Genomic DNA, 25,835 nt, shown 5'->3' with positions numbered 1-25,835 from the left:
ATGAAAATTTTAGTAGTATGTGGCCACGGTTTAGGAAGTAGTTTTATGGTAGAAATGAACGCACAAGAAGCACTTAGGCAACTTAATGCACCATCTGATATCGAAGTTGAACATAGTGACATTATGACAGCAAGTCCAGAGATGGCTGACTTGTTTATTTGTGGTAGAGATTTAGCTGAAAATGCCGAACGTCTAGGGGATGTCTTAGTTCTTGATAATATTTTAGATAAAGCTGAATTACAACAAAAGCTCTCAGAAAAATTACAACAACTTAACATGATTTAAAGGAGGTACGACCTATGCAAGCAATCCTTAATTTTATAGTCGATATTTTAAGTCAACCAGCCATTCTTGTTGCACTGATTGCCTTTATAGGTTTAATCGTTCAGAAAAAACCTGCCGCAACGATCACTTCAGGAACCATTAAAACGATATTAGGCTTCTTAATTTTAAGTGCAGGTGCTGATGTCGTCGTTCGATCTCTTGAACCATTCGGCAAAATATTCCAACACGCATTTGGTGTGCAAGGTATCGTACCTAACAACGAAGCTATCGTCTCACTAGCCTTAAAAGATTTTGGAACAACAGCTGCACTCATCATGGTCTGTGGCATGATTGTTAATATTTTAATTGCCCGCTTCACTAATTTAAAATATATCTTTTTAACAGGTCATCATACATTTTACATGGCTGCGTTTTTAGCAATCATTTTAACAGTCAGTCATATTAAAGGCTGGCTAACGATTGTTATCGGCGCACTCGTATTAGGATTAATCATGGCAGTATTACCTGCATTACTCCAACCTACGATGCGAAAAATTACAGGGAATGACCAAGTAGCTTTAGGTCATTTTGGCTCAATCAGTTACTTTGCCGCAGGTGCTGTAGGTCAATTATTCAAAGGTAAGTCTAAATCAACGGAAGAGATTAAATTTCCAAAAGGCTTAAGTTTCTTACGAGAAAGTACAATTAGTATCTCGATTACGATGGCATTACTTTACTTCATCGCATGCTTATTTGCGGGCGTTAGTTATGTACACGAATCTATTAGTGATGGTCAAAACTTTATTGTCTTTTCATTAATTCAAGGTGTGACATTTGCTGCTGGTGTATTTATTATTTTAACGGGCGTTCGTTTAATCTTAGCTGAAATCGTCCCAGCATTTAAAGGAATTTCTGAAAAGCTTGTACCAAATTCTAAACCTGCATTAGACTGCCCTATTGTGTTCCCTTATGCACAAAATGCAGTATTAATTGGATTCTTTGTCAGCTTTATTACAGGTGTCATCGGTATGTTTATCTTATTCTTATTTGGTGGCGTCGTCATTTTACCTGGCGTAGTTGCACACTTCTTCTTAGGTGCAACGGCTGCTGTATTCGGTAATGCAAGAGGCGGTATTAAAGGTGCTATTGCTGGCGCCGCTCTAAATGGTATCCTAATCACGTTTTTACCATTATTATTCTTGCCATTTTTAGGCGAATTAGGTGGTGCTGCAACAACATTCTCAGATACAGACTTTTTAGCTGTCGGTATCGTGTTCGGTAACGCAGTAAAATATATGGGATTATTTGGTGCGATTCTATTTATTATTATCGTAGGTGCGACAACAATTTTATTAAAAGGCCGTCAAAAAGAACAGCAATAGTGTTAACGTAGAAATATAAAACACCGTCACATATTGAGTGAATGCCCCTTTTATCAAGAGGAAAGCCACTTACTTATGGACGGTGTTTTGTATTATATTAAATGATACTTAGCCATACTATCGACAGCTGCTAAAATTGCTTCTTCTTGTGTCGCAATCGGTTCCCAACCAAGTAATGTTTTTGCACGTTCGTTACTTACATTGCGGTTCATATCTAATAAAAGTTTACCTTCTTTAGCTTGATGATTAAATTTAGCACCTAGACTCAAAATAAAGTCTGGTAATTTTTTAGTAGAAACTTTTTGAGCTATTTCAGGTCTCTTTTCTTTAATTAATTTTGCAATTTCCAACAAATTAATTTGTCCATCAGCCGTCGCAATAAATCGCTTGCCATTAGCTTGTTCATTTGTCATTGCCAAAATGTGCAGTTCAGCTACGTCTCTCACATCAACAACATTTAACGGAATTTGCGGTACACGTTTCATTGAACCATTCAATAAATTTTCTAATAAATGAAAGCTTCCTGAAACGTGTGCATCTAATGATGGCCCAAAAATTGCAACTGGATTGATTGTGGCAAATTCTACTGTTGTATTTTCATTCTCAACAAAATCCCACGCTGCCTTTTCAGCTAACAATTTTGATTTTTCATATACTGATAAGCCTGGTTCATCTTCATTTGTCCAATGACTTTCATTTGTGATTGAATTTTTATCTTTATTACTAAAACCAACTGCACCAAAGTTTGCAGTCATTACCACACGTTTAACACCCGCATGTTCTGCAGCTCTTAAAATACGTTGTATACCTTCAATTGCAGGCTTCGCCATCACTTCTGCATCGTCTGTTTTACCGAAAAACACCGGAGATGCTACACTCAAGACATACTTGCAATCTTTCATTGCTTCATCCCAATGTTCATCTTGTGATAAATCCGCTTCGACAAACATTAATCGCTCTGTGGAAATGCCATTGTCTTGCATTGTTTTAATTACTTTATCAGCTTTACTTAAATCACGTATCGTCGTTTGTACGTCATAACCTTGTTCTAATAATCGTGAAATAATTCGCATGCCAACAAACCCTGTACCACCGGTTACTAATACTTTATTATTCATCACATAATCTCCTCTTTGTGTCTATTGATTACTCATTATAGCAGTCATTATATTTTGTATATATCAACAGACTTATATTGCTTAATATTCTATATGAATTATAAAAGTAAACATCATTATATTCCTTAAAATATTAAACTCATCTATTTTCAAATACCCAATCATTTAGAAACAAAAACCATATATATATCATACTTTGAATAGTTAAAGGCAATAATTTCCACTCATATGTTCAACCTTCACCAAACACTATTGTCACCTTTTCAAGAGCAAGCAAACACTTCCAATGATTCAGCATACATAAAATAACAATATTAACTTAAAATCATATCCACTAATGCTTCTACCGTAACATTGCCAAAATAATAAACGATGTCTAATTGCTTTAACTGATGCGTTAAATCTTCTCTTGTCATTTTTGTTCCTTGTAATGCTTCTTCCACATCTTTTATATCACCTTGTCCAAAGAAATCCCCATAAATACGACAATCTGCGATACGATTTTGTTCAACAGAAATTGTTATGTCTACCGTACCTGAAGATAATCTTTCACTTCGATTGTATTCATATTTGGGTGACTTGCCATAATTCCAATCCCAATTTTTATACTTTTTATCAGCTAATTCATCAATCGCTTCCCAATCTGCATCCGTTAATTCATATCGTTTCGCCTCTTTAATGTCATCGATTCCCAAAATCTGCGTCACCATTAAATTTTTAAATTCTTCAATGGTTATATCACGATACTTTTCATCCAGTGCTTCTCTAAGATGACCAACACGTGCGCGCACAGATTTAATCCCTTTCGATGCAATCTTTTTGCGATTAGGCTTTAACACTTTATCCATTGCTTCATAATTAACATCAAGTAATAGCGAATAACCGCCATAAATACGATTATTCATTAATGTCATTGCGGCGCCTGACACTTTTTTACCATTCAATGTTAAATCATTTCTACCGCTTTGTACCACATCTGTTGCACCTAATGTATGCAACGCCTTTATAGCTGGTTGATAAAATCGTTGAAAATCACCATAAATTGAAGTGTCTTGTTCTAAAATACAACACATATTAACGGCACCTTTATCAACATACACAGCGCCACCACCAGTATCTCGGCGAACTACTTGAATACTGTGTTTATCTATATAATCTTGATTCACTTCTATAGCAGTATTTTGAAAACGTCCAATTTCCACTTTTGGATCACAATAATAAGGGAATAAAATATCTTCATCTAAAAAGATATGCTGGTTAACATAAACTTGCATAGCGAGTGCAATCGCACCATCAGTAATATATTCTCCATTTCTAATCGGTTCTATTAAGTACATCTTCTGTCTCTCCAATGTTGTTATTTTTCGTTGTGCTGTCGTTCCGGAGTGCTGCTGTAATCAATGTTGAGATATCCTCAGTTAAATGTATGGTACGTTCTTGAATTGAATTCGGAATGCGATATGCCTTTTTATTCATCGTCATATAAAGGGCATTTTCATTTTTACGTGTCATACGCTGAAAAGGATGCTTCACAAATTGTGGTGTAGTATAACCAATTCCAATTTCCAAATACAACACTTTATCATCTTGATGTTGCTCTAGAAAAGCATTATAACGATGTAGTTGCGCATGAAATTCAGCATCTTCAACCATCCCAACTTCCGCTTTACGTTTATTCACTTCCATTGGGGCATCACATTTTGGACATCTTGGAATCATCTCCCAAGGTATAAGCATATCTTGTTGCGCAACAACCATTTTACGAATTAAATCATCATTGCGATACGTTTGAGCATGACAATGCTGACTACACTGTTGCAGTATATACTCCCCTTGTATATGAAATACATGAGTCATATCATAATCAGCTACATCGAAAGCATTATCTGCATTCGTAGTTATAATGTGGTACTGTTTACCTTCCACCAAGGATTTTAAAGCGAGGTAAGACTGACCTACAGGTTGATCTAAATAGTTTAATGTAATAAAACGACTCTCAAATGCCCAATACTCTTGCCAACTGCCATAAGGATGTAAACTCGCTTGCAACATATCAAAGAAGCGATATTTTTCAATAAAATCTGGGAAATTTTCCGTAAAACGCTCTCCTACATATGTAAATCCGTCAGATGCAGACATGCCTGCACCAATTCCAATCACTATCGCATCTGCTTCATCAATCGCAGTACGCAATACTTCAGCCTGCTTTGTCTTGTCATCCATTAACAGAGACATTGCATTCCACTTACTACTCTGCATCACGGTTAAATGCCTCCTTATACAGTTGTAAATCCTTATCTGTAAATACATTGAACACGACTTTCAATGTTGAATTTGTTTCTTTGAGATAGCTTTCTACTGTTCGAACAGCAATTTCTGCTGCTTCATCTTGAGGAAAAGCAAATACACCTGTAGATATACAGCAAAAAGCGACATGATTTAAACTATGTTGATCAGCCAATTTAAGACAGCTAAGATAACATTTAGCTAACAAGTCCTGATTCATCTTTGAAACAGGCAATCGACGTATTTGCGGACCAACCGTATGAATTATATACTTTGCTGGCAAATTATATCCACGTGTTATTTTGGCTTTACCTACACCTTCATTGCGCCCTTGTTGTCGAATGATCTCTGCACAATCAAGTCGAACTTGAACACCCGCTTTTGTATGAATAATATTATCAATGCAGTCATGATTAGCTTGCATACATCCTAGAAAACGACTATTTGCAGCATTAACAATAGCATCGATTTTTAACGTCGTGATATCACCTTGCCAAACAAAGATATTGTCACCTTTTATCGGCTTCAAATCCTTCAAATCCGTAACATGTTGACGATTCAAATCACTTAACATAGCATCTTGTACAGCTAAATATTCATCACTTACAGGTAATGCCGGTCTGACATTTGCTAAGCCTCGATATAATTCCCACAAATCTTCAAATGAAGATGGCATTACCAATACGTCATTGTCATTTCTCTCTCGATGCATATCATTGATTAAATATTCAAGTCTCGCTTTATTTGATTTTAACGTTTCCATTTAAGCCTCCGGTAATGCTAGGAATGCTTCTTTATCGACATCATCCAATTTGAACAACCAATTTTCTTCTGGTTTTTCAGAGTTTAAAATTGTCGGTTCTTCTTCCGCTTTTGTATTTCGCTCAATAATCGTTCCTGACAATGGCGTTTGCACATCAATGACCGTTTTCGATGCTTCGATACTCACAATTTCATCATCCACTTTAACTTCATCTGGACTTACGAATTCAACATAACCTACTGTCCCAATATCATCTTGCAATTCAGGTGTCATACTAAACACATACAAATCTCCTACTTTTTCTACCCATAAATAATTGGCTAACTTTTTCATCTTATCTTCATCCTTTCTCTTCTATTTAAAATGCTACAAATAAATTTCCGCGAGTAATTTTAATGTTTTACAACGCTGTTCAATACCTGGAATAAGCGGTGCTACTAACACCTCATCAACTTCAAACGTAGCAATGAAATCATCTAATTGTGCTTTAACCTTTTCTTGTGTACCTGCAATGATGCGTGCTTGATGTGCTTGAATCATCTCTTTGTCTCGATCATTAAGCTTATACTTTTGTGCTGTGTCTACTGAAGGAAAATCTTCAAATTCTGCAAATTGTAATTTACCTAATAACCAAACATCTAAGGCATGTTGTAATGCTGCTACTTCCGCTTCGTTATCAGCTACAATGACAAATACAGATGCCATCACCTTTGCGTCCATTTTAATCGTTGATGCTTGGAAATGTTTTTTGTAAATATCAATGTTATCCTTCGCTGCATGTATCGCATTTATATCTGGTAGCAAAAATGTTCCAACAGAAAGCCCTATACCTAGTTCGGCAGCTATTTTGGCAGATGTTGCGCTACTACTTAATAACCACATTTCTGGAAAATGATCAATGTGTGGTTGGACACCTAACGTATGCGCACTTGGTTTATCCTTTATTGTAAGATAATCACGTAATAACGAAATCGATTCATCGTAACTATCATATGTAGGATTTATTCCATCTAAAGCTTGCTTTACCATAGTAGTACCTGGATTATTACCAATACCTAAATCAATACGATTTGGATATAACGCTGCCATCATTCTAAAATGCTCAGCAATTTTATAAGGTCGATAGTGCGGCAGCATCACACCACCAGAGCCAACTCGTATGTGATTTGTCTGCGCCAATGTATGCATCATCAAAAGTTCTGGACTACTACACGCAAACGCTGGTACATTATGATGTTCCGTAAACCAAATTCGCTTAAAGCCAAGTCGATCTGCTAATTTTGCAAGTGTCACTGAATCTTGCAATGCCTTTTGTGCATCCTTACCTTCATCTATTAAGGCATAGTCTAATACGCTTAATTTAACCAATCCGTCATCTCCAAACTTATCCTGTCATGTCAAACCGACATAACATTTTAGCGTTCTTAATACCATTCCCTCTTCATATACCCACGTATATGATAACGTTTTTCAATTAACTTTTATATCTTTTCGCCTTTATTTTTCTTTTTCATATTCATATTTTCAGACCTACAAATGCCATTCATTAGTTTAATTTTAAAAATACTTTCCATGTACCAATTCTATTCTATCAAGACTGTTCATCATTGATTATTCATTCTTTCCATGGTACTTTGAAAACAATATTGAATAGAAAAGGAATCATAGTATGTACCGATACAAACCACTTTTACAATCAATCCACTTACCTAATGGCATCAAAATTTCGAATCGCTTTGTATTATCACCAATGACCGTAAACACATCAACAAAAGAAGGCTATATTACAAAAGAAGACTTGGCTTATGCTGCACGTCGCTCTAATTCAGCTGGAATGCAAGTCACCGGCGCTGCTTACATTGAACCTTATGGTCAATTGTTTGAATATGGCTTTAATATTGATCATGATGCTTGTATCCCTGGATTAACTAACATGGCATCTACGATGAAACAACATGGTAGCCTCGCTATTATCCAGCTAGCGCATGCTGGTCGTTTTTCAAATCAAGCCATTTTAAATTTTGGAAAGGTGTATGGACCAAGCCCTATGACATTGCATTCACCGATTGAACACGATGTTATCGCCATGTCTCATGAGAAAATCAATAGCATCATTCAGCAGTATCGCGATGCTACATTACGCGCGATTAAAGCAGGTTTTGATGGTGTGGAAATTTCGATTGCACAACGTTTGCTGATTCAAACATTTTTCTCAACTTTTTCGAATAAACGTACAGACCATTACGGTGCCGACTCATTAAAAAATCGTGCAAGATTATGTTTAGAAGTTATGCGTGCGGTACAAGAAGTGATTGATAAAGAAGCACCTGACAATTTTATTTTAGGATTTCGAGCAACGCCAGAAGAAACCAGAGGCAGTGATTTAGGATATACCATTGACGAGTTCAACCAATTAATCAATTGGGTCATGGACGTTTCAAACATCCAATACTTAGCAATCGCTAGCTGGGGTCGACATATTTATCAAAATACGTCTCGTACACCAGGTGATCATTTCGGTCGACCAGTTAACCAAATTGTCTATGAACATTTAGCAGGTCGTATCCCTTTAATTGCAAGTGGCGGGATTAATTCTCCAGAGTCTGCTTTAGATGCTTTACAACATGCAGATATGGTCGGCATGTCTTCGCCTTTTGTCACAGAACCTGACTTTGTGCATAAACTTGCTGAACAGCGACCACATGATATCAATCTTGAATTTTCTATGGCAGATTTAGAAGATTTAGCCATTCCACATGCTGCTTTTAAAGATATTGTTAAAATGATGGATTATGGGGAAGGTCTAAAGAAGCATACCCGTGACGCTTTACGTCAATTGGAACAGAATTATCATGACTCATCGTCTTAAGACTATTTTTCATGGAAATTTAAGACAGTGTTATAATGACATCAATATCAAAAATAAGGAGCCTATTAAATCGTGACTGAAATTAAAGATAAAGTAATTACTAAAGATGCATTTGCATTACCTTACACAATTATTAAAGCAAAAAATCAACCAACAAAAGGCGCTATTGTCTACATCCACGGTGGTGGATTAATGTTCGGTAAAGCTAACGATTTATCCCCACAGTATATCGATATCCTTACGGAACATTACGATTTAATTCAACTAAGTTATCGTTTATTACCAGAAGTAAGTCTCGATTGCATTATTGAGGATGTCTACGCATCATTCGATGCGATTCAATCACAATATTCTAATTGCCCTATTTTTACCTTTGGCAGATCATCAGGTGCATATTTAAGTCTATTAATTGCACGAGACAGAGATATTGATGGTGTTATTGATTTTTATGGTTATAGTCGCATCAACACTGAACCTTTTAAAACAACTAATAGTTATTACGCAAAAATAGCTCAAAGCGTAAACGAAACAATGATTGCACAACTCACTTCACCAACACCGGTTGTTCAAGATCAAATCGCACAACGTTTTTTAATCTACGTTTATGCACGTGGCACAGGTAAATGGATAAATATGATTAACATTGCTGATTATACTAATTCAAAATATAATATTGCACCAGATGAACTTAAAACACTTCCACCTGTTTTCATTGCGCATTGTAATGGCGATTATGATGTTCCCGTTGAGGAAAGCGAACATATCATGAATCATGTTCCACATTCAACATTTGAACGCGTGAATAAAAACGAGCATGATTTTGATCGTAGACCTAATGACGAAGCAATCACTATTTATCGTAAAGTTGTTGATTTCTTAAACGCTATAACAATGATGTAATATATCATTATTTTAAAAAACTCAATTTATCATCATGATAAACAGTTATTCGATCAACCATATTATTCATACAATTTATTAAGCTCATAAACAGATACGCCTGTCCCTTTAGTTTTCGCTAATGAGACAGGCGCTTTATTTCACTTTACTATTTTTAAATTCAACACTGTGATGCTACTTATATCTGATGTGCCATGATAACAGCACGATTTACATAGCATATTAAATTCAGAAGATGAATTTAACTTGCTTTCAATTGTGTTCCTTTACTTTCAGTCGCTTCAACACGCAACAAGTCATTTATAATACCTGTATAGAAGTTGGCAAGTTCTGCACCTTTACGTTTGAAATCCAGGAAGTCCACACCGATAAAATCGACATGATCCCATCCTTGTATGATTGGTTTAACTTGCCAGATACCTCTGCGTGTGGCAGGTTCATCATTCGTAACATTAACAAATGGTTGATTGGACGGATGTAATGACGAAATCACTGGTACGACACCATCATTTTTACGCCATTCTTCTCTTGCATCATGACCAATAATTCTACTCGTTGTAGCCATTAAGAAAAATGTACCTAAATCAGGATTTTCATAACCTAATGGACCAGTATGAGATGATACACCTGTATAAGTCGTATACGTAATATTAGGATTCATACTTGTCATGTTGTTCAATTTTGCAGAGCCATCTAACGTTAAATCATAGGCAGCATTGTCGTCTGATGTCCAAATTTTGCTTTTACTAACGCGTTTTATATAGTCAATGTAACTCTCATTTGGTAATTGTTTAAAGCCCCATTGCGTTAATCCTAAATCGATATTCGAATACTTGTTACCCATAAATCGATTTAAAGCGAACATGATTTTTCTAACAGCTTCTGTATTTCCAAACTTATCAGCTGCTTGTGAACCATTATGTGGTGTTGCTAATGTTGTGATTGATGCAACCATATTGTTATGACCACCAGTGAATAATGGTGATATTTCTCCACCATGCGCTTTATGATAGGCAATTTCTTCTTTGTTACCATTTCTTAAAAACTCTTCCATTAAACGAATTGTTTGACCACCCATACTATGCCCTACAAGATGTACCTTTTTACCAGGTTCCCAATTAGGCATGATTCCTTTATAAGTCTTACCATAGCGCTCATGTCCGTATTTAGCTGCATGTGCTGCGCCATAATCTACGCGACCACCTTTAATGTAATAATAAAGTTCTACAGCGCGATCATAGTTACTACCAAATGCACTTACACTTGCTTGATGTACATTATAGCCTTGCTTTCTCAATTCTTCGATAACTTTAAATTTATTTCCACCCCAATAATTTGGATATAAAGCAGGTGCATTATCGCCTACTAATCCTAAAAATCCATGTACAAAAACAACTGGATATTTGTTAAGTGGTTGTACTTGATTCGCTTTAAGTGGTCGAACCTTTTTAGCATCTGCTGCTGCATTTGTAGTCGAACGTGTTTTAGGCGCTTGAAGCGCATCTTTGATTAGTTGTTTATTATCAGTATTTTTATCTGTCGGTTTCTCTGGGGAATTTTGACCATCGATATGTTTACTTAAATCGCCAACTTGTGGTTTCTGTTCACTTTGGCGAACAGTATCATCTTGCTTTGCATCTATGATTTGATGCGCAGGTTGATGTGTATCTTGTTGATTTGGATGTTTGTCCGTGGTTGCATCTTGTGCTTTTGTTGATTTAGGTGCAGTTTTATCATTAGACGGGGGTGTAGTTGAAGTTGGTGCTGCTTTATCATGATTGGGTATTACCTTTTGTGCCGGAATGGATGGTTGTGATTTATCAACATCATTCGATTGTGACGTTGTCGATTGTGATCCATTACGTTCAGCATGATGGGTATTTTGAACCTGATCATTTTGACGTTCAGTATTATTAGTCGCATTATTTTGGTGTGACTGTTTAGAACCTTGTCGTTCAGAATCTTGCTTTACTTGATTATCATTTTGCGTTCTGATTGTTTTACTATTTTGTGTTGATTGATGCTTCGATGATTGAAGCGTATCTTTACCTTCTGTCACTGTTCCACTTTTACCATTCTCTTTATGCATATCGTCTAATTGCTTTCCTGACTGCATTTGATGTGACGTTATCGCATTCCCTTGTTCTCCCGGTTGATTTAGTGTTTCTTTTTGTGCCGCTGCATTAGTTGATGTTTTTTCCGAGGCTTGTGCTTCATGTGATGACACAACAAACATTGTAGCCGCTAACACTGACACCACGCCTATTGAATACTTTCTAATACTATACTTTCTTTCTTCTTGTCCTCTTAACATATAATCACCTCAAAAGTATTTTTTTGACCCCCTCTTGAGAATGAAAAACAACTGCACCTTCAATATAACATGACATATATTATTTTTTGATTAAGACTACAAAATTAATAAAAATTTAATAATACGATATTAAATCGATACTAATCATTTACAAATATGTGTATTTCCAAATAATTTATAAACACTTTTAGTTGTGGTGTTGAATCAACACAACAACATTTAAGATAAATATTTTATTAAGTAATATAGTTTCAATCTATATATAATTAGTTAATTTGTATTGGTATGAAAATAATTCAAACTATACAATTATAGTAAGTTTTCAGATTTTTCTAAATTAAAATAATGATTCATCTCATTAAGGGGAAGATGCATCATACAGTTTTGTGTATTCATTTAAACAAAGGGGTTGCTTTAATGAATCAATATCATTCTAATGCACAACAACCAAGTGCATGGCGTTTTTTTGTCTATAGTTTAGTGGGCATACTATGTTTCTTTATTCCTTTTACGATTAATGGTAACAACACTATTTTCGTCGATCATGTTCATCTAGCCATTCGCTCAATCATAGGTCCACTTATGCCCTATGTTGCACTGATTATGATTTTAATTGGTACAGCGTTACCAATAGTGAGACGTACTTTTATGACTTCAATCACAAACTTGGTCATTACATTATTTAAAGTTGCAGGTGCAATGATCGGTATAATGTATGTATTTAAAATCGGTCCATCAATACTATTTAAAGCTAACTATGGTCCGTTTTTGTTTGAAAAATTAATGATGCCATTAAGTATCTTAATTCCAGTAGGTGCAATTGCGCTTTCTTTATTAGTGGGCTATGGCTTATTAGAATTTGTCGGTGTTTATATGGAGCCTATTATGAGACCTATTTTTAAAACACCAGGAAAATCCGCTGTCGATGCAGTGGCTTCGTTTGTCGGCAGTTATTCCTTAGGATTATTGATTACTAATCGTGTCTATAAGCAAGGGATGTACAACAAACGAGAAGCCACGATTATTGCGACTGGCTTTTCAACAGTTTCAGCAACTTTTATGATTATCGTTGCTAAAACTTTAGGATTAATGCCGCATTGGAATTTATACTTTTGGATAACTTTAGTCATCACATTTGTCGTGACTGCAATTACTGCATGGCTACCGCCAATCAGCAATGAATCAACAGAATATTATAACGGACAAGAAGGAGAACAAGAAGTTGCTATTGAAGGAAGCAGACTGAAAACTGCATATGCAGAGGCGATGAAACAAAATGCATTAACACCATCTCTCGTGAAGAACGTTTGGGACAATTTGAAAGACGGTTTAGAAATGACTGTTGGTATTTTACCTTCTATATTATCGATTGGTTTTTTAGGACTGATTGTAGCGAACTATACACCATTCATTGATTGGCTTGGCTATATCTTCTATCCATTTATTTATATTTTCCCAATTGCTGATCAGGCTTTACTAGCAAAAGCGTCAGCGATTTCTATTGTAGAGATGTTTCTACCATCTTTGTTAGTAACTAAAGCTGCAATGAGTACTAAATTTGTCGTCGGTGTAGTAAGCGTATCAGCCATTATCTTTTTCTCAGCATTAGTGCCATGTATACTAGCAACTGAAATTAAAATACCTGTCTGGAAACTCATCATCATTTGGTTTTTACGCGTGGCGTTGTCGCTATTAATCACCATCCCCGTCGCTTTACTTATTTTTGGATAAAGTTGAAAATAAAATCACTATCATAAACAAACAAAACGAGATGAACCCATTACATTCATTCAGCCACCTAAGATAATTAGGTGCCTTTAATTAATGATGGTCATCTCGTTTTTTTATCGTTATCATTTAATCTTCCATAATTTGAACAAAACGTTTCGTAATTTCTTTTGGTCGTGTTATCGCACCACCAACGACTGAACAATGAACGCCTAAGTCCATCACACGTTTATACATATCCGGTGTAATGACATTACCTTCCGCAATAACTTTTGCATCAACACTTTGTAGTACATCTTTTAAAAATTGGAAGTCATTTTGATAAAGTAATTGTCCTTGCGTATAACTAGTATAGCCATGTAACGTCGTGCCAATATAATCAAAGCCAAGTCGTGCGGCATTTTTAGCTTCTTCAACGGTCGCGATATCAGCCATGATTTCAACGTTCGGTGCATGTGTTCTAATATATGATACTAATTCGTCTAACGTTTCTTTCGGACGTTGCTGTAACGTTGCATCCAATGCAATGACTTCACATTGGCTTTCTATCAGTTCATCAACTTCTTTTGACGTTGCAGTAATGAAAACATCTGAGTGATCATAGTCACGTTTCACAATGCCAATAACTGGTAAATCTACCGTTTCTTTAATTGCTAAAATGTCTTCCTTAGTATTTGCGCGAATACCAACAGCACCACCTTCATACGCAGCTAATGCCATTTTCGACATAATAAAAGATGAATGCAATGGTTCATCTGGTAGTGCCTGACAAGATACTATTAATCCATGTGGTAACATTATTCCTCACTCCATAAGTCGTTTTTTCACGTAAAGTCATTTACAATATATCATTAAGATAATTTTTATCAATGCTTTTTACTATCTTGAAAATATTTTTCATATATAATAGTAATCATTAAGATGAAGGGGTGACACAATGAAATTTGAGAATCGTGTTCAACGTTATCAACATTTATTTACAAAAACTGATAAACGCATCGTCAATTATATAAGACAAAATGGTTATAGCGATGCCTTTTCAACGATTAACTCCTTAGCCCATGCGATTGGTACATCACCAGCAACGATGACACGCTTTAGTCATAAGCTGGATTATGAGAATTTCCAAGATTTAAAATTTAATATTCAACAAGAAATGACAGAGACAGTTATTGAAAATAGCCCAATTATTCAAAGAATTCATAAATATCATCAACAAATCATTCAACAAACTGGTGAATTTATTGATAACGACATTATCCAAACCTTTATCGACAAACTTCAATCAAGTCGACATATACTCTTTGCTGGACTAGGTAGCTCTGGTTTATCAGCGACTGAATTTTATTATCGTATGATTCGTATGGGGCTAAAAGGTAATGTTACTACCGATTCACATTTAATGAAAATATCGGCATCCCTACTATCTCATTCGGATATGTTTATTGCTATGTCAAATAGTGGTAATACTTCGGAATTAATTTCTGCAGCGGAAGTCGCCAAATCTCATGGTGCATATGTCGTTGCCATCACAAATTTTGAAGGTAGTAAACTTACAGATTGTGCAGATTTAGTACTTTTAACAACGGATCAATCGCGTAATACCGACCATCAATTTATCAACACACAAATTGCGACACTCTTTTTAATCGATATCGTGAGTTATCATTTATTAGAAAATACGAATCTGAGTCAAACTTATCAACATACTAAATCTATTATCCTAGACAACAAATAACTAGTAGTATATTCAAATCCACCTGCAACTGTAGACAATCATCGTGATTGTCCCAACGAGTTGCTAGGTGCTTTTTTAATTTCAATACCAAATATTTTTTTACATTTTCTAAAATTTTAATATCTCAGCTTCTTCAATTTAATTTGCCCGTGGCACACTGTTGGTTGATATAGTTTAGATTGGTCCTAGATAGAGTGTGATGTGTGGAACTAACAACAGCTCTCATCTCTCGTAACGGTTTCAAATTCTATTTTAGAATGACTCCTTCTTTCAACTATCATTGCAAACAGCCATATAATGCTGCATCATTTTTACTCTTAGTCGTTTGTATTGGTGCATAAACATAGTCTTTTGGTAAATAGTGTGCAACTTTCGGCTCGATATATTTAATGAGATTATCTCCTTGTTCAGATATACCGCCCCCAATTAATATAAGCCCTGGATCATACATGACCTGTATTTGGGCAATCCCTTCTGCTACATCTTCTGCCCACTCATTCAATATTTGTTTTGCAATATCATCACCTTCTTCAGCTGCTTCAAACAATACTGGCACATGTGTGCTTCTCGTAAATCCTCCGGCAATCATGCGCTTTTTCAATGCACTCGTTGCAGCACGTTGCTCAAACGTTGTATTTTCAGTTGGACGATACAATAAATACCCAACTTCATTTGCCTTATGAAGCTCACCATTATCAATATGACCTTGATTATTCTTGTACGCACCCCCAATGCCTGTACCAAGCGTCATACAAAAGATCCGTTCTGCTTGATATTGATGTAATTTCAATTCGCCTAGTAATGCAGCGTTTACATCATTTTTTACTTTGACATAAGGAGACAGTGATTTTAATAATCGCTTAAAATTAGTACCTTTATAATTCGGAATGGTTGGCCCTGCGTATACAATTTCGCCTTTTTGTTCATCAACAACGCCTGCTGATGAAATACCTATGACAGGTTGGATCAACTGATATTGCTTCATATATCCTGTTACAATCTCATATACTTTGTCAGTAATAAGCTCACTTTTGTTGTCCGGCGTTGATATTTGTTGATAGTCAAACATATTCAATTGCTTATCAATAACTGCCGATTTAATTTGAGTGCCTCCAATATCGATTGCGATGTAATACACCTTACTCACTCCATTTCTATTGATTTTGAAAAACATTTTCATTAATTATACATAAATATGACTACAATTTTCAAAAAGATATTGTTACATTTTATGATAGCGTTTACAATTATAGCTGTAAACTATATTATCAAATGATTTTTGGAGGGACTTCATAATGAACAAAGATTTAAAAGGTTTATATGCAGCGTTACTCGTTCCTTTTGATGAAAATGGTCAAGTAAATGAACAAGGACTTAAACAAATTGCTCAAAATGCCATTGAAACTGAAGAATTAGACGGTCTTTATGTAAATGGTAGCTCAGGCGAAAACTTTTTATTAAATACAGAGCAGAAGAAGCAAGTTTTCAAGGTTGCCAAAGAGGCAGTTGGGGATAAAGTGAAATTGATTGCTCAAGTAGGTTCGTTAGATTTAAATGAAGCCATTGAACTTGGAAAATATGCCACAGAACTCGGTTATGATGCACTTTCTGCCGTAACACCATTCTACTATCCATTTACTTTTGAAGAAATTAGAGATTACTATTTCGATATTATCGAAGCAACTCAGAACAATATGATTATTTATGCAATACCAGATTTAACAGGTGTGAATATTTCTATTGAACAATTCAGCGAGCTATTTAATCATGAAAAAATTGTTGGTGTTAAATATACAGCGCCAAACTTCTTCCTACTCGAACGTATTAGAAAAGCATTCCCAGACAAATTAATCTTATCTGGCTTTGATGAAATGTTAGTTCAAGCTACGATTTCTGGCGTAGATGGTGCAATTGGTTCTACATATAACGTTAATGGTCGCCGTGCAAGAAAAATCTTCGACTTAGCACGACAAGGTCAAATTCAAGAAGCTTACCAACTGCAACATGATTCAAACGACATTATCGAAACAGTGTTATCAATGGGGATTTATCCAACATTGAAAGAAATATTACGTCATCGTGGCATTGATGCAGGATTACCGAAAAGACCTTTCAAACCTTTTAACGAAGCACATCGACAAACATTAGATCAACTCATTGCAAAATACGATTTATAGACATCAAAGAATCAATACATTGTAAAGGGGATGTTGCCCATGAAAGAAGTTGGATTTGGCACACTAAACTGGGTTGCCGTTATCATTTATCTACTAGCTATGTTGTTCATTGGCGTTTATTTTACCAAGCGCGCGAGCCAAAGTACCAATAGTTTCTTTACCGCAAGTGGTCGCTTGCCATCTTGGGTAGTTGGCTTTTCAATTTATGCTACTACGTTAAGTGCGATTACATTTATGTCGACACCAGAGAAAGCATTTTTAACAGATTGGTCATATATCGCTGGTAACATTGCTATCGTCGCAATTATTCCATTACTTATTTATTTCTATGTCCCTTTCTTTAAAAAGTTAAAGGTAACATCTGCATATGAATATTTAGAAGCTAGATTTGGCCCTAGCATACGTGTCATTGGCTCATTATTATTTGTCGTTTACCATTTAGGGCGTGTTGCAATTGTTATCTACTTACCAACATTAGCAATCACATCTGTATCAGACATGAACCCTTATATCGTTGCATCACTCGTTGGTTTACTATGTATTTTATATACATTTTTAGGTGGTTTCGAAGGTGTGGTTTGGAGTGATTTCATTCAAGGCGTCATTTTATTAGGCGGCGCTTTAGTTATTATTATTCTAGGTGTTGTGAACATTAAAGGCGGTTTCGGCACTGTCTTTGCAGATGCGATTGAGCACAAAAAATTAATTAGTGCAGACAATTGGAAACTAAATACTGCGGCAGCTGCCATTCCAATTATTTTCCTAGGAAATATTTTCAACAACTTGTATCAATACACAGCGAGTCAAGACGTCGTGCAGCGTTATCAAGCTTCTGATAGTTTAAAAGAAACAAATAAATCGTTATGGACAAATGGTATCCTAGCTTTAATTTCAGCACCCTTATTTTATGGTATGGGTACAATGCTGTATTCATTTTATACACATGAAGCTGTTTTACCAAAAGGCTTCAATACATCATCTGTAGTGCCATATTTCATTTTGACTGAGATGCCACCATTTGTAGCAGGATTACTTATTGCAGCCATTTTCGCCGCTGCACAGTCTACCATTTCATCTAGTTTAAATTCTATATCTGCTTGTATTTCAATCGACATTAAGCAACGCTTCTTCGGAAAAGGTAGCGAGCGACACGAAGTTAACTTTGCACGTTTCATTATTATCATTGCAGGTATTTTCGGTTTTGGAATGTCACTATACTTAATTGCTTCTAATTCAAATGACTTATGGGATTTATTCTTGTTTGTGACTGGATTATTCGGCGTTCCATTGGCTGGTGTATTTGCAGTTGGTATTTTCACTAAACGTACGAATACATTCGGTGTTATTTGTGGATTAATATTGGGTATCATCTTTGCTTATGTCTATAATGGTGTTGGCAAAGGTAACTCACCTTTCTATGTATCTACCATTTCATTTACAGTTGCTTTTGTCTTTGCTTATATACTTAGCTTCATTGTCCCTTCAAAACATAAAAAAGATATAACGGGATTAACAATTTTTGAAAAAGATAAACCATCAACATACATTTCAAAAACGGCTACGAAAAAGTAGATTGTTATGATAAAACCCCGTCACTAAGTTATGATGCGCTGTTGCGCCAACTTGGTGACGGGGTTTAGCTTTGCCATGAATTTAATTTAGGTACTTCGATTCATTTACAATACTAAGCCAATGATTGATCCTGAAATGATTGAAGCTAGAGTTGAACCAAGTAGCAACCTCATTGCAAAGGATGCAACTTTTTCTCCTTGTTTATCACTAATGCCTTTAATTGAACCTACGATGATACCAACCGTACCAAAATTAGCGAAGCTTACTAAGTAAACTGAAATGATACCTTGTGTTCGAGCTGATACATCACCCAGGACATTTTTAAAATCAAGCATTGCTACAAACTCATTTGTAATTAATTTAGTCGCCATTAAAGAGCCAGCTGGAACAGCTTCGCTCCATGGAATCCCCATTAAGAATGCGATTGGTGCAAACACATAGCCAATAAGCTGTTTAAAGTTCAAACCAACACTACCAAACATGATATTAATTGCTTCCATTAATGAAATAAATGCTAACAACATTACGGCTACTACAACAGCGATTTTAAACCCATCCATCGCACTATCACCAATCATTTGGAAAAAGGCAACTTTCTTAGGTTTTCCTGTTTTTCCATTCAATGTTTTAGTTTCTGTGGATTTCGTTAAGTTATCAATTTCAACATCAGTATCATCAGATTTATAGGGATTGATTACACTGGCGATGATAAGCGCACTAAAAATATTTAACATTACTGCTGTAACTACGAACTTGGGTTCAATCATCTGCATATATGAACCTAGCATTGCCATACTAACAGCACTCATACCAGACGTCGCAATTGTATATAATTTCGCTCTAGATAATCTTGGAATAATATCTTTTATTGTTAAATATACTTCTGGTTGCCCAAACATTGCTGTTGAAATAGCAAAATAACTTTCTAAGCGCCCCATTCTAGTTATTTTATTAATAGCGATACCTACATATTTGATAATAAATGGTAATACCTTAATATAATTAAAGATGCCTATTAATACAGAAATAAAAACTAATGGCAGTAATACGTTTAAAAAGAACGTAAAGCCATTTTTATTTTGTATATCTCCAAAAACAAAATTTATGCCTGCTTTACTAATATTTATTAGCCCTTCAAAAAATGAACCTAGTGCAGTTAAAATTGTCAAACCAATCGTTGTGTTCATCATAAATAACACGATCAACACTTGAATAAATATCATTATTAACGTCTTTTTGAAGTCTATTTTTTTACGATCAAAACTGAATAAAAACGCAACAAATAGTGCAAATGCTATCCCTGTGATAGCGAATAAAATATTCATGTATCATCACCTACAATAATTTATTAACAGCGACAGCAATTTTAGCACCCAACGCCGCATTGTTTTCAACAAGTTTTATATTTGCTGCTAAACTTTTACCATTCGTTTTTTCTACAATTTTCCCTAACAAGAACGGTGTGGCGTCCTTACCTTTAATACCTTGATTTTCCGCTTCAACAACAGCTTCATTTATGATTGCCTCAATATATGCTTTTGATAAGGCATGCTCATATGGAATTGGATTAGCAACAACAATGCCACCTTCAAGATTTAACTGCTGTTTTGTTAAATGAATGTCAGCAAGTCGTTCTGGCGTTTCAACCGAACTTGTTAACTTAACACCGCTTTCGCGAGTGAAGAATGCTGGCAATTCATTCGTTTGATATCCAATAACTGGAACGCCTTTTGTTTCTAAATACTCCATCGTCTTAGGTAAGTCTAAAATTGATTTGGCACCTGCACAGATAACAGTGACATTTGTTTTAGACAGTTCTTCTAAGTCTGCTGAAATGTCCATCGTATGTTCTGCACCTTTATGGACGCCCCCAATACCTCCTGTAACAAAAAATTGAATACCAGCCATTGCAGCACATATCATCGTCGTCGCTACAGTAGTAGCACCAACACACTTCATCGCAATAACTTCTGCTAAATCCCTTCTAGATACTTTAGCAACGTCTTTACTAGTTGCCAGTATTTCTAAATCTTCGCTTTCTAAACCAATTTTAATTTTGCCATCTATAATGGCTATGGTTGCTGGAATGGCACCATTATTCCTGATAATTTGCTCTACTGTTGTTGCCATTTCAACATTTTGTGGGTACGGCATACCATGCGAAATAATTGTTGATTCTAATGCTACAATCGGTTGATTGTTCTCCCGTGCTTGCTGAACTTCTCGAGAATACTCAATATACTTTTGTAAATTTGCCATTTTTATAATCCTCCATATCGTGATAAAGTTGCTGTTGATCTAGGTTTTGCCTAACTGTATATTTCGTTTCTATCGTTTTCTTTGCGTTAACCATACCAGCAATTAATATATCTTCAGTAGACATCCCATTTAACCAGCTATACACTACTGCAGCACAGAATGAATCGCCTGCACCTGTAACATCTTTCACACTATTTGATGGCATAACTGACTTAATGATTTCTTCCTCACCACTTCGATAAATGAGTTCTTTCACGCCATTTGTCACAATAACATTTTTAACACCTAAATCATTCCAGCGTTTAGCAGCTATTTTTAAATCATCAGTAGATTCTATTTTTAAATTTAAGTATGTTTCTGTTTCATCTTTATTCGTGATAATCCAATCAATAGCATGTAATGAATCAGGCATATTTTTCATTTTTGGGGAAGAAACCGTGGTGATAACTAATTTGATTTGATGTTTCGTGGTATAGGCACATAAGAAGTTTAATGCCTCTTTGCCTAAATTCAAATCTACAATAATGCACTTAGCCTTTTTCAATAAGTGTGAACGCTTAATTAAAAATTCAGGCGTAATGTAGTCAAACACTTCCATATCTGCTAAGCCATATGTCATGTCGCCTTCTTTACTAATTAAAGCTGTATATGAACCTGTACTCGCATTTTCAAATTGTTGAACATGATCCAAATTCATAAATGGTGTGGACAATCGTTTAATCATTTCCCATTCACTATCTTGTCCACTAGCAGATAAAAAAGCGACCGTTTCGCCAAGCCTACCTAAGTTCTCAGCAATATTTCTTGCTACGCCACCAATAGAGCGTGTTGACGTTACAGGATTTGATGTTTCTGCAACTAAATTTTTATGCACATAAAACTTACGATCTACATTCGCTGCGCCAATACAAACAATAGGATAATCTTCATTTAAAACATATGCCTTTCCCATAACATATTCCTTTTGTATTAATCCTGAAATAATGTTTGCTACGCTGGGTCTAGATAATCCAATTGCCTCAGCAAGTTCACGTTGTGAAATAAACGGATTATCTTTAATTCTTTTTAAAATTTCTTTCTCAGAATCGCTCATAACATCCCTCCTCATATTGACTTAAAATACTTGAATCAGTGAATTTACAAAAATATCGTAGCATGCTGTTATTTCTGTTGTAAACGCTTACATTTACCGTTATATCAATGATATTTGTTTATAAAATACGCATAATTTCGTAAAAAGTAAGTTCATTCCATCGTGTAAAAGGTACTTGAGAAAATGATAAATGTTTATACAGTATGATATTTGTCGACAATAAATTATGACATTTTTATGTCTTGTATTTTTCTATAAAAAAACGTGACTCATTATCGACTGTTACATCGACTGAATCACGTTACTATGTTTTATTTGTTTTTACTATTCAATATGATGATGCTATGCGTCTACTGCACCTCGATTAATCATGTCTTGCTTAGTAACAATTGGATATTTTTTAAATACAATTGAACCAAGATAACCTGCAAGCGCACCTACAATCGCCATTACTACACCATAAATCACAATTGTCGTCGGATGATTAAATCCAAACATAACTAAAAATCCTGCAATCGGTGTAGCTGTACCTGTCGCATCGTTAATTAAACCTGACATAGCAATAATTAAACCAGCAATCGCACCACCAAAGAAATTTGTAATATAGATTGGAATTGGATTGGCTGATACAATATCTGCTTGTGATAAAGGTTCAATACTTACTGCAATCGTAGACTTACGATCACCTAATTTTAAGCGATGGAATAGCGTCCCATTCATAAATGCCGAACTAAATGCTGCCATGGCACCAATAGCCATAGGTACACCCGTTAAACCTAATAATGCTGTCAATGCCATTGAACTCAATGGCGCTGTGCCGACAACCGTAATAATACCACCTAAAATGATACCCATGATAATTGGATTCGTATTCGTACTACTTTGGATAATATCACCAATTCGAATCAATGTACTATTCACTACTGGCGTTAATAATACTGCAATAAGACGAGCTAATGGCGCTAAGATGACAATCGATCCAATTAAGTCGACACCATCCGGCACATATTTCTCTGTATATTTCATCACATATCCAATCATATAACCCGCAAAGAAACCTGGTAATAAATCCATACCACCGCACGCGGCTGCTATAACTAATGCATATACTGGTGACACACCGATAGCTAATGCTGTTAATCCAGCGGCAGCGACACCACCTAGACCTCCCGCAGCGTCTCCTAGCTCTTCTAAAAATTTAATACCGAATACTTCGCCACCAACATATTTATTAAATGCTTCCACTAAAAATGTTGCGATTGCTGCATTAGCTAATGCTCCCATGGCACGCATACCATTAGGCGCTTTATATGTAAATAATGTAAAAATCACTAAGACCAAAAATAAAAATAAAGTACCTATCAATAAATCCATAACCATTGACCCCCATTACGATAATTTTATATTCAATCCCCATATTTAAATATTGAATACTTAGAGGCCATTTTACTACAAAAAATATTATATTTCACGGAATATTTCTGATTTTCGATAATAATTATTATTAATTGAATGTGAAAGTTTATTCAAATAATACATAAACATAAAAATACCGGCACATGATGTACCGGCTTAATAAAACTATTCTACTGTTTCATTTTCAAGATTAAGGACGCCATCTTTCATATGATATGAACGATCACAATATGCTTTAAGTCGTTCATCATGTGTAACAATAATACATGCTTTCTTTCTTTGTTTGGCTTGATCACGTAGAATTTTAATGACTTCAATCGCATTTTCAGTATCTAACGCCGCGGTAGGTTCATCCGCTAAAATAATCGACGGATTCGTATATAACGCTTTGGCTATCGCCACACGTTGTTTCTGACCACCTGAAATTTCTGAAGGTAACTTATTAAGCAATGAAGTTAGACCTAATTGTGACATAAGTTGCTGATAGTCTTCATTAGACATAACATTCTTATTTTTCTTTTTCAATAATGTAAATTGTTGCTTTACCGTTAAAAATGGTACAAGGTTTGTAGCTTGTAAAATAAAACCTATTTCAGACATTCTAACTTTTGCCAATGCTTTTTGCTTCATTGTCGTAATATCTTGGTTATTGATTAAAATGTGCCCAGATGTCGGTGTTTGTAAAGCACCTGCCATAGTTAGAAATGTACTTTTACCAGAGCCAGAAGGTCCAACCAATGCTATAATATCACCTTTATTTATCTCAAAATTTGTATCTTTAACCGCTTCAATGTTACGATTCCCATCTTTAAATGACTTTGTTACATTTTCAAATTTCAACATTTGCTACACCTCCTACCCAATCGCCTTTAACGGATCTATTTTTCTAATTGTTAAAATGGAGAATAAACTTCCTAATACAGAGACAATCATTAACACAATTGCAAATACGAGCAATGTTAGTACATCGAATTTGACAGGTACTGCATCAGGTAAAAATGCACCTGTAACGCCTGTTAACAGTAAGCCAAATGCCGTACCAAATAGTGCTAATATGACCGTCTGCGAAATTACCACATTCGCCAAATAGCCATTCGTAAATCCTTGAGCTTTTAATATGCCAAATAAACTCGTCTTTTGTAATGTCATGACATATAGGAAAATGCCTATAACTGTAGCTGAAATGACAAATAAGAATGAAATCATAAAGTTTAATGTTAAGTTCTGTGGTTTATAACCTGGTAAATTTTCAATAAAGTCATTAATACTTACCGCTTCAAGCTCTTGGTTTAATTTTTTGTCTTTCCAATTTGTATCACGTACAACAACTGCATTAATTTTATCTCCAGTCAATCTAGGATTGATCTTGGCAATGGTAGCGTCATTCGTGAAAATGACTGATGACGCATTATATTTTGCACTTTCTGTAAAACCTACGATATGCAATTTTTCATCTGATTGAGATAGTGATAATGTGTCACCAATTTTAAATCCTTTATTTTTAAGCGTTTCATCAGCTAACACTTCATTATCTTTAGTCGCTTTATGCCCTTCTATTAAACTCGGAACTAAAAATGATGACTTTTCAACACCGAACACTAAAACATTGTCTTTTTGATGGCCATTAGACACAATTTCCCCTGTTTGCTTCAAAGTAGCTTGCTTCTTGTATTTATTTTCAATATCTTTCTTGTTAAAAACAGATTGTTGCACAGTTTGATTGGCATCTTTATTTAGAACAATGGCATCTGCTTGCCACTTATCAATGCCTTCTTTATTCATATTGATAAGACCATTCGCCAATCCAGATAATAAAAATAGCAAGTAACTAATCATCGTTAACACACCAATAATTAGTCCAAACTTCAATTTGTTGCGCCGTATTTCATTCCAAGCTAAAAACATGCATTTCTCTCCCTACTACTATGATTTAAACATTGTTTATATTCTTAGATG

General features: G+C 35.3%; 25 protein-coding genes. 9 read left to right on the top strand and 16 right to left on the bottom strand.

Features of this window, described 5'->3' with window-relative positions; genetic code table 11:
* Complete coding sequence (locus AA076_RS01495; RefSeq protein ID WP_000699538.1) at positions 1 to 285, top strand: PTS sugar transporter subunit IIB; 285 nt, start codon at positions 1 to 3, stop codon at positions 283 to 285.
* A gap of 14 nt (positions 286 to 299) precedes the next feature.
* Positions 300 to 1,646 carry a PTS ascorbate transporter subunit IIC gene (locus AA076_RS01490; protein WP_001147970.1) on the top strand — a complete coding sequence of 449 codons (1,347 nt, stop codon included), beginning with the start codon at positions 300 to 302 and terminating at the stop codon, positions 1,644 to 1,646.
* 92 nt (positions 1,647 to 1,738) lie between these two features.
* Here AA076_RS01490 and AA076_RS01485 read toward each other — a convergent pair whose 3' ends face one another.
* The 7 genes from AA076_RS01485 to AA076_RS14325 all read right to left on the bottom strand — a co-directional run bounded on the left by AA076_RS01485 (position 1,739) and on the right by AA076_RS14325 (position 7,387).
* On the bottom strand, positions 1,739 to 2,764 hold the full coding sequence (locus AA076_RS01485) for an SDR family oxidoreductase (RefSeq protein ID WP_001060929.1): 1,026 nt from the start codon (positions 2,762 to 2,764) through the stop codon (positions 1,739 to 1,741).
* A gap of 314 nt (positions 2,765 to 3,078) precedes the next feature.
* Positions 3,079 to 4,101, bottom strand: a complete 1,023-nt coding sequence (locus AA076_RS01480) for a lipoate--protein ligase (RefSeq protein ID WP_000280803.1) — start codon at positions 4,099 to 4,101, stop codon at positions 3,079 to 3,081.
* Positions 4,079 to 5,023 (bottom strand): SIR2 family NAD-dependent protein deacylase, encoded by a 945-nt coding sequence (locus AA076_RS01475; RefSeq protein ID WP_001191946.1) that lies wholly within the window; start codon positions 5,021 to 5,023, stop codon positions 4,079 to 4,081. Before AA076_RS01475 ends, AA076_RS01480 begins: the two co-directional genes overlap by 23 nt.
* A complete protein-coding gene (locus AA076_RS01470) occupies positions 5,013 to 5,813 on the bottom strand; it encodes a protein-ADP-ribose hydrolase (protein ID WP_000449060.1) in 801 nt (266 codons plus the stop codon). Before AA076_RS01470 ends, AA076_RS01475 begins: the two co-directional genes overlap by 11 nt.
* Positions 5,814 to 6,146: a glycine cleavage system H family protein gene (locus tag AA076_RS01465; protein ID WP_000731878.1), complete on the bottom strand. Its 333-nt coding sequence runs from the start codon at positions 6,144 to 6,146 to the stop codon at positions 5,814 to 5,816.
* Positions 6,147 to 6,179: 33 nt separating this feature from the next.
* Positions 6,180 to 7,181, bottom strand: coding sequence for an LLM class flavin-dependent oxidoreductase (locus AA076_RS01460; RefSeq protein ID WP_000240058.1), 1,002 nt, complete (start codon positions 7,179 to 7,181; stop codon positions 6,180 to 6,182).
* Between the two features lie 113 nt (positions 7,182 to 7,294).
* Positions 7,295 to 7,387: a hypothetical protein gene (locus tag AA076_RS14325; RefSeq protein ID WP_001801779.1), complete on the bottom strand. Its 93-nt coding sequence runs from the start codon at positions 7,385 to 7,387 to the stop codon at positions 7,295 to 7,297.
* A 95-nt stretch (positions 7,388 to 7,482) separates the two neighbouring features.
* On the opposite strand from AA076_RS14325, the gene AA076_RS01450 reads away from it, so the two are divergent.
* Both AA076_RS01450 and AA076_RS01445 read left to right on the top strand, forming a co-directional pair.
* Positions 7,483 to 8,682 carry an NADH-dependent flavin oxidoreductase gene (locus tag AA076_RS01450; RefSeq protein WP_000286484.1) on the top strand — a complete coding sequence of 400 codons (1,200 nt, stop codon included), beginning with the start codon at positions 7,483 to 7,485 and terminating at the stop codon, positions 8,680 to 8,682.
* A 72-nt stretch (positions 8,683 to 8,754) separates the two neighbouring features.
* A complete protein-coding gene (locus tag AA076_RS01445) occupies positions 8,755 to 9,582 on the top strand; it encodes an alpha/beta hydrolase (protein ID WP_000136020.1) in 828 nt (275 codons plus the stop codon).
* A 241-nt stretch (positions 9,583 to 9,823) separates the two neighbouring features.
* On the opposite strand, the gene lip2 is transcribed toward AA076_RS01445, so the two are convergent.
* The gene (gene lip2 / locus AA076_RS01440; protein WP_000943836.1) at positions 9,824 to 11,896 is read right to left on the bottom strand and encodes a YSIRK domain-containing triacylglycerol lipase Lip2/Geh; all 2,073 of its coding nucleotides are present in this window, start codon (positions 11,894 to 11,896) and stop codon (positions 9,824 to 9,826) included.
* A 417-nt stretch (positions 11,897 to 12,313) separates the two neighbouring features.
* Here lip2 and AA076_RS01435 point away from each other — a divergent pair, with 417 nt between their 5' ends.
* A complete protein-coding gene (locus tag AA076_RS01435) occupies positions 12,314 to 13,627 on the top strand; it encodes a YjiH family protein (protein ID WP_001077722.1) in 1,314 nt (437 codons plus the stop codon).
* A 126-nt stretch (positions 13,628 to 13,753) separates the two neighbouring features.
* On the opposite strand, the gene AA076_RS01430 is transcribed toward AA076_RS01435, so the two are convergent.
* Positions 13,754 to 14,422 carry an N-acetylmannosamine-6-phosphate 2-epimerase gene (locus tag AA076_RS01430; protein ID WP_000936720.1) on the bottom strand — a complete coding sequence of 223 codons (669 nt, stop codon included), beginning with the start codon at positions 14,420 to 14,422 and terminating at the stop codon, positions 13,754 to 13,756.
* Between the two features lie 139 nt (positions 14,423 to 14,561).
* On the opposite strand from AA076_RS01430, the gene rpiRa reads away from it, so the two are divergent.
* The gene (gene rpiRa / locus AA076_RS01425) at positions 14,562 to 15,362 is read left to right on the top strand and encodes a pentose phosphate pathway transcriptional regulator RpiRA (RefSeq protein WP_000667382.1); all 801 of its coding nucleotides are present in this window, start codon (positions 14,562 to 14,564) and stop codon (positions 15,360 to 15,362) included.
* 277 nt (positions 15,363 to 15,639) lie between these two features.
* Here the strand turns inward: rpiRa and AA076_RS01420 are convergent, their stop codons facing one another.
* Complete coding sequence (locus AA076_RS01420; RefSeq protein WP_000291445.1) at positions 15,640 to 16,500, bottom strand: ROK family protein; 861 nt, start codon at positions 16,498 to 16,500, stop codon at positions 15,640 to 15,642.
* Between the two features lie 157 nt (positions 16,501 to 16,657).
* On the opposite strand from AA076_RS01420, the gene AA076_RS01415 reads away from it, so the two are divergent.
* Together AA076_RS01415 and AA076_RS01410 are read left to right on the top strand one after the other, a co-directional pair.
* Positions 16,658 to 17,539 carry an N-acetylneuraminate lyase gene (locus tag AA076_RS01415; protein ID WP_001030738.1) on the top strand — a complete coding sequence of 294 codons (882 nt, stop codon included), beginning with the start codon at positions 16,658 to 16,660 and terminating at the stop codon, positions 17,537 to 17,539.
* A 39-nt stretch (positions 17,540 to 17,578) separates the two neighbouring features.
* The gene (locus AA076_RS01410; RefSeq protein ID WP_000665736.1) at positions 17,579 to 19,111 is read left to right on the top strand and encodes a sodium:solute symporter family protein; all 1,533 of its coding nucleotides are present in this window, start codon (positions 17,579 to 17,581) and stop codon (positions 19,109 to 19,111) included.
* 104 nt (positions 19,112 to 19,215) lie between these two features.
* Here the strand turns inward: AA076_RS01410 and AA076_RS01405 are convergent, their stop codons facing one another.
* The 4 genes from AA076_RS01405 to AA076_RS01390 all read right to left on the bottom strand — a co-directional run bounded on the left by AA076_RS01405 (position 19,216) and on the right by AA076_RS01390 (position 23,795).
* Entirely contained in the window at positions 19,216 to 20,436 is a 1,221-nt protein-coding gene (locus AA076_RS01405) for a NupC/NupG family nucleoside CNT transporter (protein WP_001022961.1), read from the bottom strand.
* A gap of 10 nt (positions 20,437 to 20,446) precedes the next feature.
* Positions 20,447 to 21,370 (bottom strand): pseudouridine-5'-phosphate glycosidase, encoded by a 924-nt coding sequence (locus tag AA076_RS01400; RefSeq protein WP_000002068.1) that lies wholly within the window; start codon positions 21,368 to 21,370, stop codon positions 20,447 to 20,449.
* Complete coding sequence (locus tag AA076_RS01395; RefSeq protein WP_001283977.1) at positions 21,345 to 22,463, bottom strand: carbohydrate kinase; 1,119 nt, start codon at positions 22,461 to 22,463, stop codon at positions 21,345 to 21,347. The genes AA076_RS01400 and AA076_RS01395 overlap by 26 nt, the downstream gene beginning before the upstream one ends.
* A gap of 342 nt (positions 22,464 to 22,805) precedes the next feature.
* Positions 22,806 to 23,795: a PTS sugar transporter subunit IIC gene (locus AA076_RS01390; RefSeq protein WP_223181135.1), complete on the bottom strand. Its 990-nt coding sequence runs from the start codon at positions 23,793 to 23,795 to the stop codon at positions 22,806 to 22,808.
* Between AA076_RS01390 and AA076_RS16110 the strand changes: the two genes are divergently transcribed.
* The gene (locus AA076_RS16110; RefSeq protein WP_011446983.1) at positions 23,746 to 23,886 is read left to right on the top strand and encodes a hypothetical protein; all 141 of its coding nucleotides are present in this window, start codon (positions 23,746 to 23,748) and stop codon (positions 23,884 to 23,886) included. The two genes, AA076_RS01390 and AA076_RS16110, sit on opposite strands and share 50 nt — an antisense overlap.
* 158 nt (positions 23,887 to 24,044) lie before the next feature.
* Here the strand turns inward: AA076_RS16110 and AA076_RS01385 are convergent, their stop codons facing one another.
* Together AA076_RS01385 and AA076_RS01380 are read right to left on the bottom strand one after the other, a co-directional pair.
* Positions 24,045 to 24,722, bottom strand: a complete 678-nt coding sequence (locus AA076_RS01385) for an ABC transporter ATP-binding protein (protein ID WP_000911019.1) — start codon at positions 24,720 to 24,722, stop codon at positions 24,045 to 24,047.
* A 12-nt stretch (positions 24,723 to 24,734) separates the two neighbouring features.
* Entirely contained in the window at positions 24,735 to 25,784 is a 1,050-nt protein-coding gene (locus AA076_RS01380) for an ABC transporter permease (protein ID WP_000477934.1), read from the bottom strand.
* Positions 25,785 to 25,835: the final 51 nt, after the last annotated feature.

Origin of the sequence: Staphylococcus aureus, from assembly GCF_001027105.1 — a bacterium.
GTDB classification, from domain to species: Bacteria; Bacillota; Bacilli; order Staphylococcales; family Staphylococcaceae; genus Staphylococcus; species Staphylococcus aureus.
Note: the sequence above shows the minus strand (reverse complement) of the source record. Positions and strands in the feature narration are given on the sequence as shown.

Excerpts from the sequence above, each read along its gene's own strand:
- AA076_RS01480 (WP_000280803.1), bottom strand. The coding sequence starts at position 4,101 with ATGTACTTAATAGAACCGATTAGAAATGGAGAATATATTACTGATGGT.
- AA076_RS01450 (WP_000286484.1), top strand. The coding sequence starts at position 7,483 with ATGTACCGATACAAACCACTTTTACAATCAATCCACTTACCTAATGGC.
- AA076_RS01495 (WP_000699538.1), top strand. The coding sequence starts at position 1 with ATGAAAATTTTAGTAGTATGTGGCCACGGTTTAGGAAGTAGTTTTATG.
- AA076_RS01395 (WP_001283977.1), bottom strand. The coding sequence starts at position 22,463 with ATGAGCGATTCTGAGAAAGAAATTTTAAAAAGAATTAAAGATAATCCG.
- rpiRa (WP_000667382.1), top strand. The coding sequence starts at position 14,562 with ATGAAATTTGAGAATCGTGTTCAACGTTATCAACATTTATTTACAAAA.
- lip2 (WP_000943836.1), bottom strand. The coding sequence starts at position 11,896 with ATGTTAAGAGGACAAGAAGAAAGAAAGTATAGTATTAGAAAGTATTCA.
- AA076_RS01435 (WP_001077722.1), top strand. The coding sequence starts at position 12,314 with ATGAATCAATATCATTCTAATGCACAACAACCAAGTGCATGGCGTTTT.
- AA076_RS01405 (WP_001022961.1), bottom strand. The coding sequence starts at position 20,436 with ATGAATATTTTATTCGCTATCACAGGGATAGCATTTGCACTATTTGTT.
- AA076_RS01410 (WP_000665736.1), top strand. The coding sequence starts at position 17,579 with ATGAAAGAAGTTGGATTTGGCACACTAAACTGGGTTGCCGTTATCATT.
- AA076_RS01430 (WP_000936720.1), bottom strand. The coding sequence starts at position 14,422 with ATGTTACCACATGGATTAATAGTATCTTGTCAGGCACTACCAGATGAA.
- AA076_RS01470 (WP_000449060.1), bottom strand. The coding sequence starts at position 5,813 with ATGGAAACGTTAAAATCAAATAAAGCGAGACTTGAATATTTAATCAAT.
- AA076_RS01485 (WP_001060929.1), bottom strand. The coding sequence starts at position 2,764 with ATGAATAATAAAGTATTAGTAACCGGTGGTACAGGGTTTGTTGGCATG.
- AA076_RS16110 (WP_011446983.1), top strand. The coding sequence starts at position 23,746 with ATGGCACGCATACCATTAGGCGCTTTATATGTAAATAATGTAAAAATC.
- AA076_RS01415 (WP_001030738.1), top strand. The coding sequence starts at position 16,658 with ATGAACAAAGATTTAAAAGGTTTATATGCAGCGTTACTCGTTCCTTTT.
- AA076_RS01475 (WP_001191946.1), bottom strand. The coding sequence starts at position 5,023 with ATGCAGAGTAGTAAGTGGAATGCAATGTCTCTGTTAATGGATGACAAG.
- AA076_RS14325 (WP_001801779.1), bottom strand. The coding sequence starts at position 7,387 with ATGGAAAGTATTTTTAAAATTAAACTAATGAATGGCATTTGTAGGTCT.
- AA076_RS01380 (WP_000477934.1), bottom strand. The coding sequence starts at position 25,784 with ATGTTTTTAGCTTGGAATGAAATACGGCGCAACAAATTGAAGTTTGGA.
- AA076_RS01490 (WP_001147970.1), top strand. The coding sequence starts at position 300 with ATGCAAGCAATCCTTAATTTTATAGTCGATATTTTAAGTCAACCAGCC.
- AA076_RS01400 (WP_000002068.1), bottom strand. The coding sequence starts at position 21,370 with ATGGCAAATTTACAAAAGTATATTGAGTATTCTCGAGAAGTTCAGCAA.
- AA076_RS01465 (WP_000731878.1), bottom strand. The coding sequence starts at position 6,146 with ATGAAAAAGTTAGCCAATTATTTATGGGTAGAAAAAGTAGGAGATTTG.
- AA076_RS01385 (WP_000911019.1), bottom strand. The coding sequence starts at position 24,722 with ATGTTGAAATTTGAAAATGTAACAAAGTCATTTAAAGATGGGAATCGT.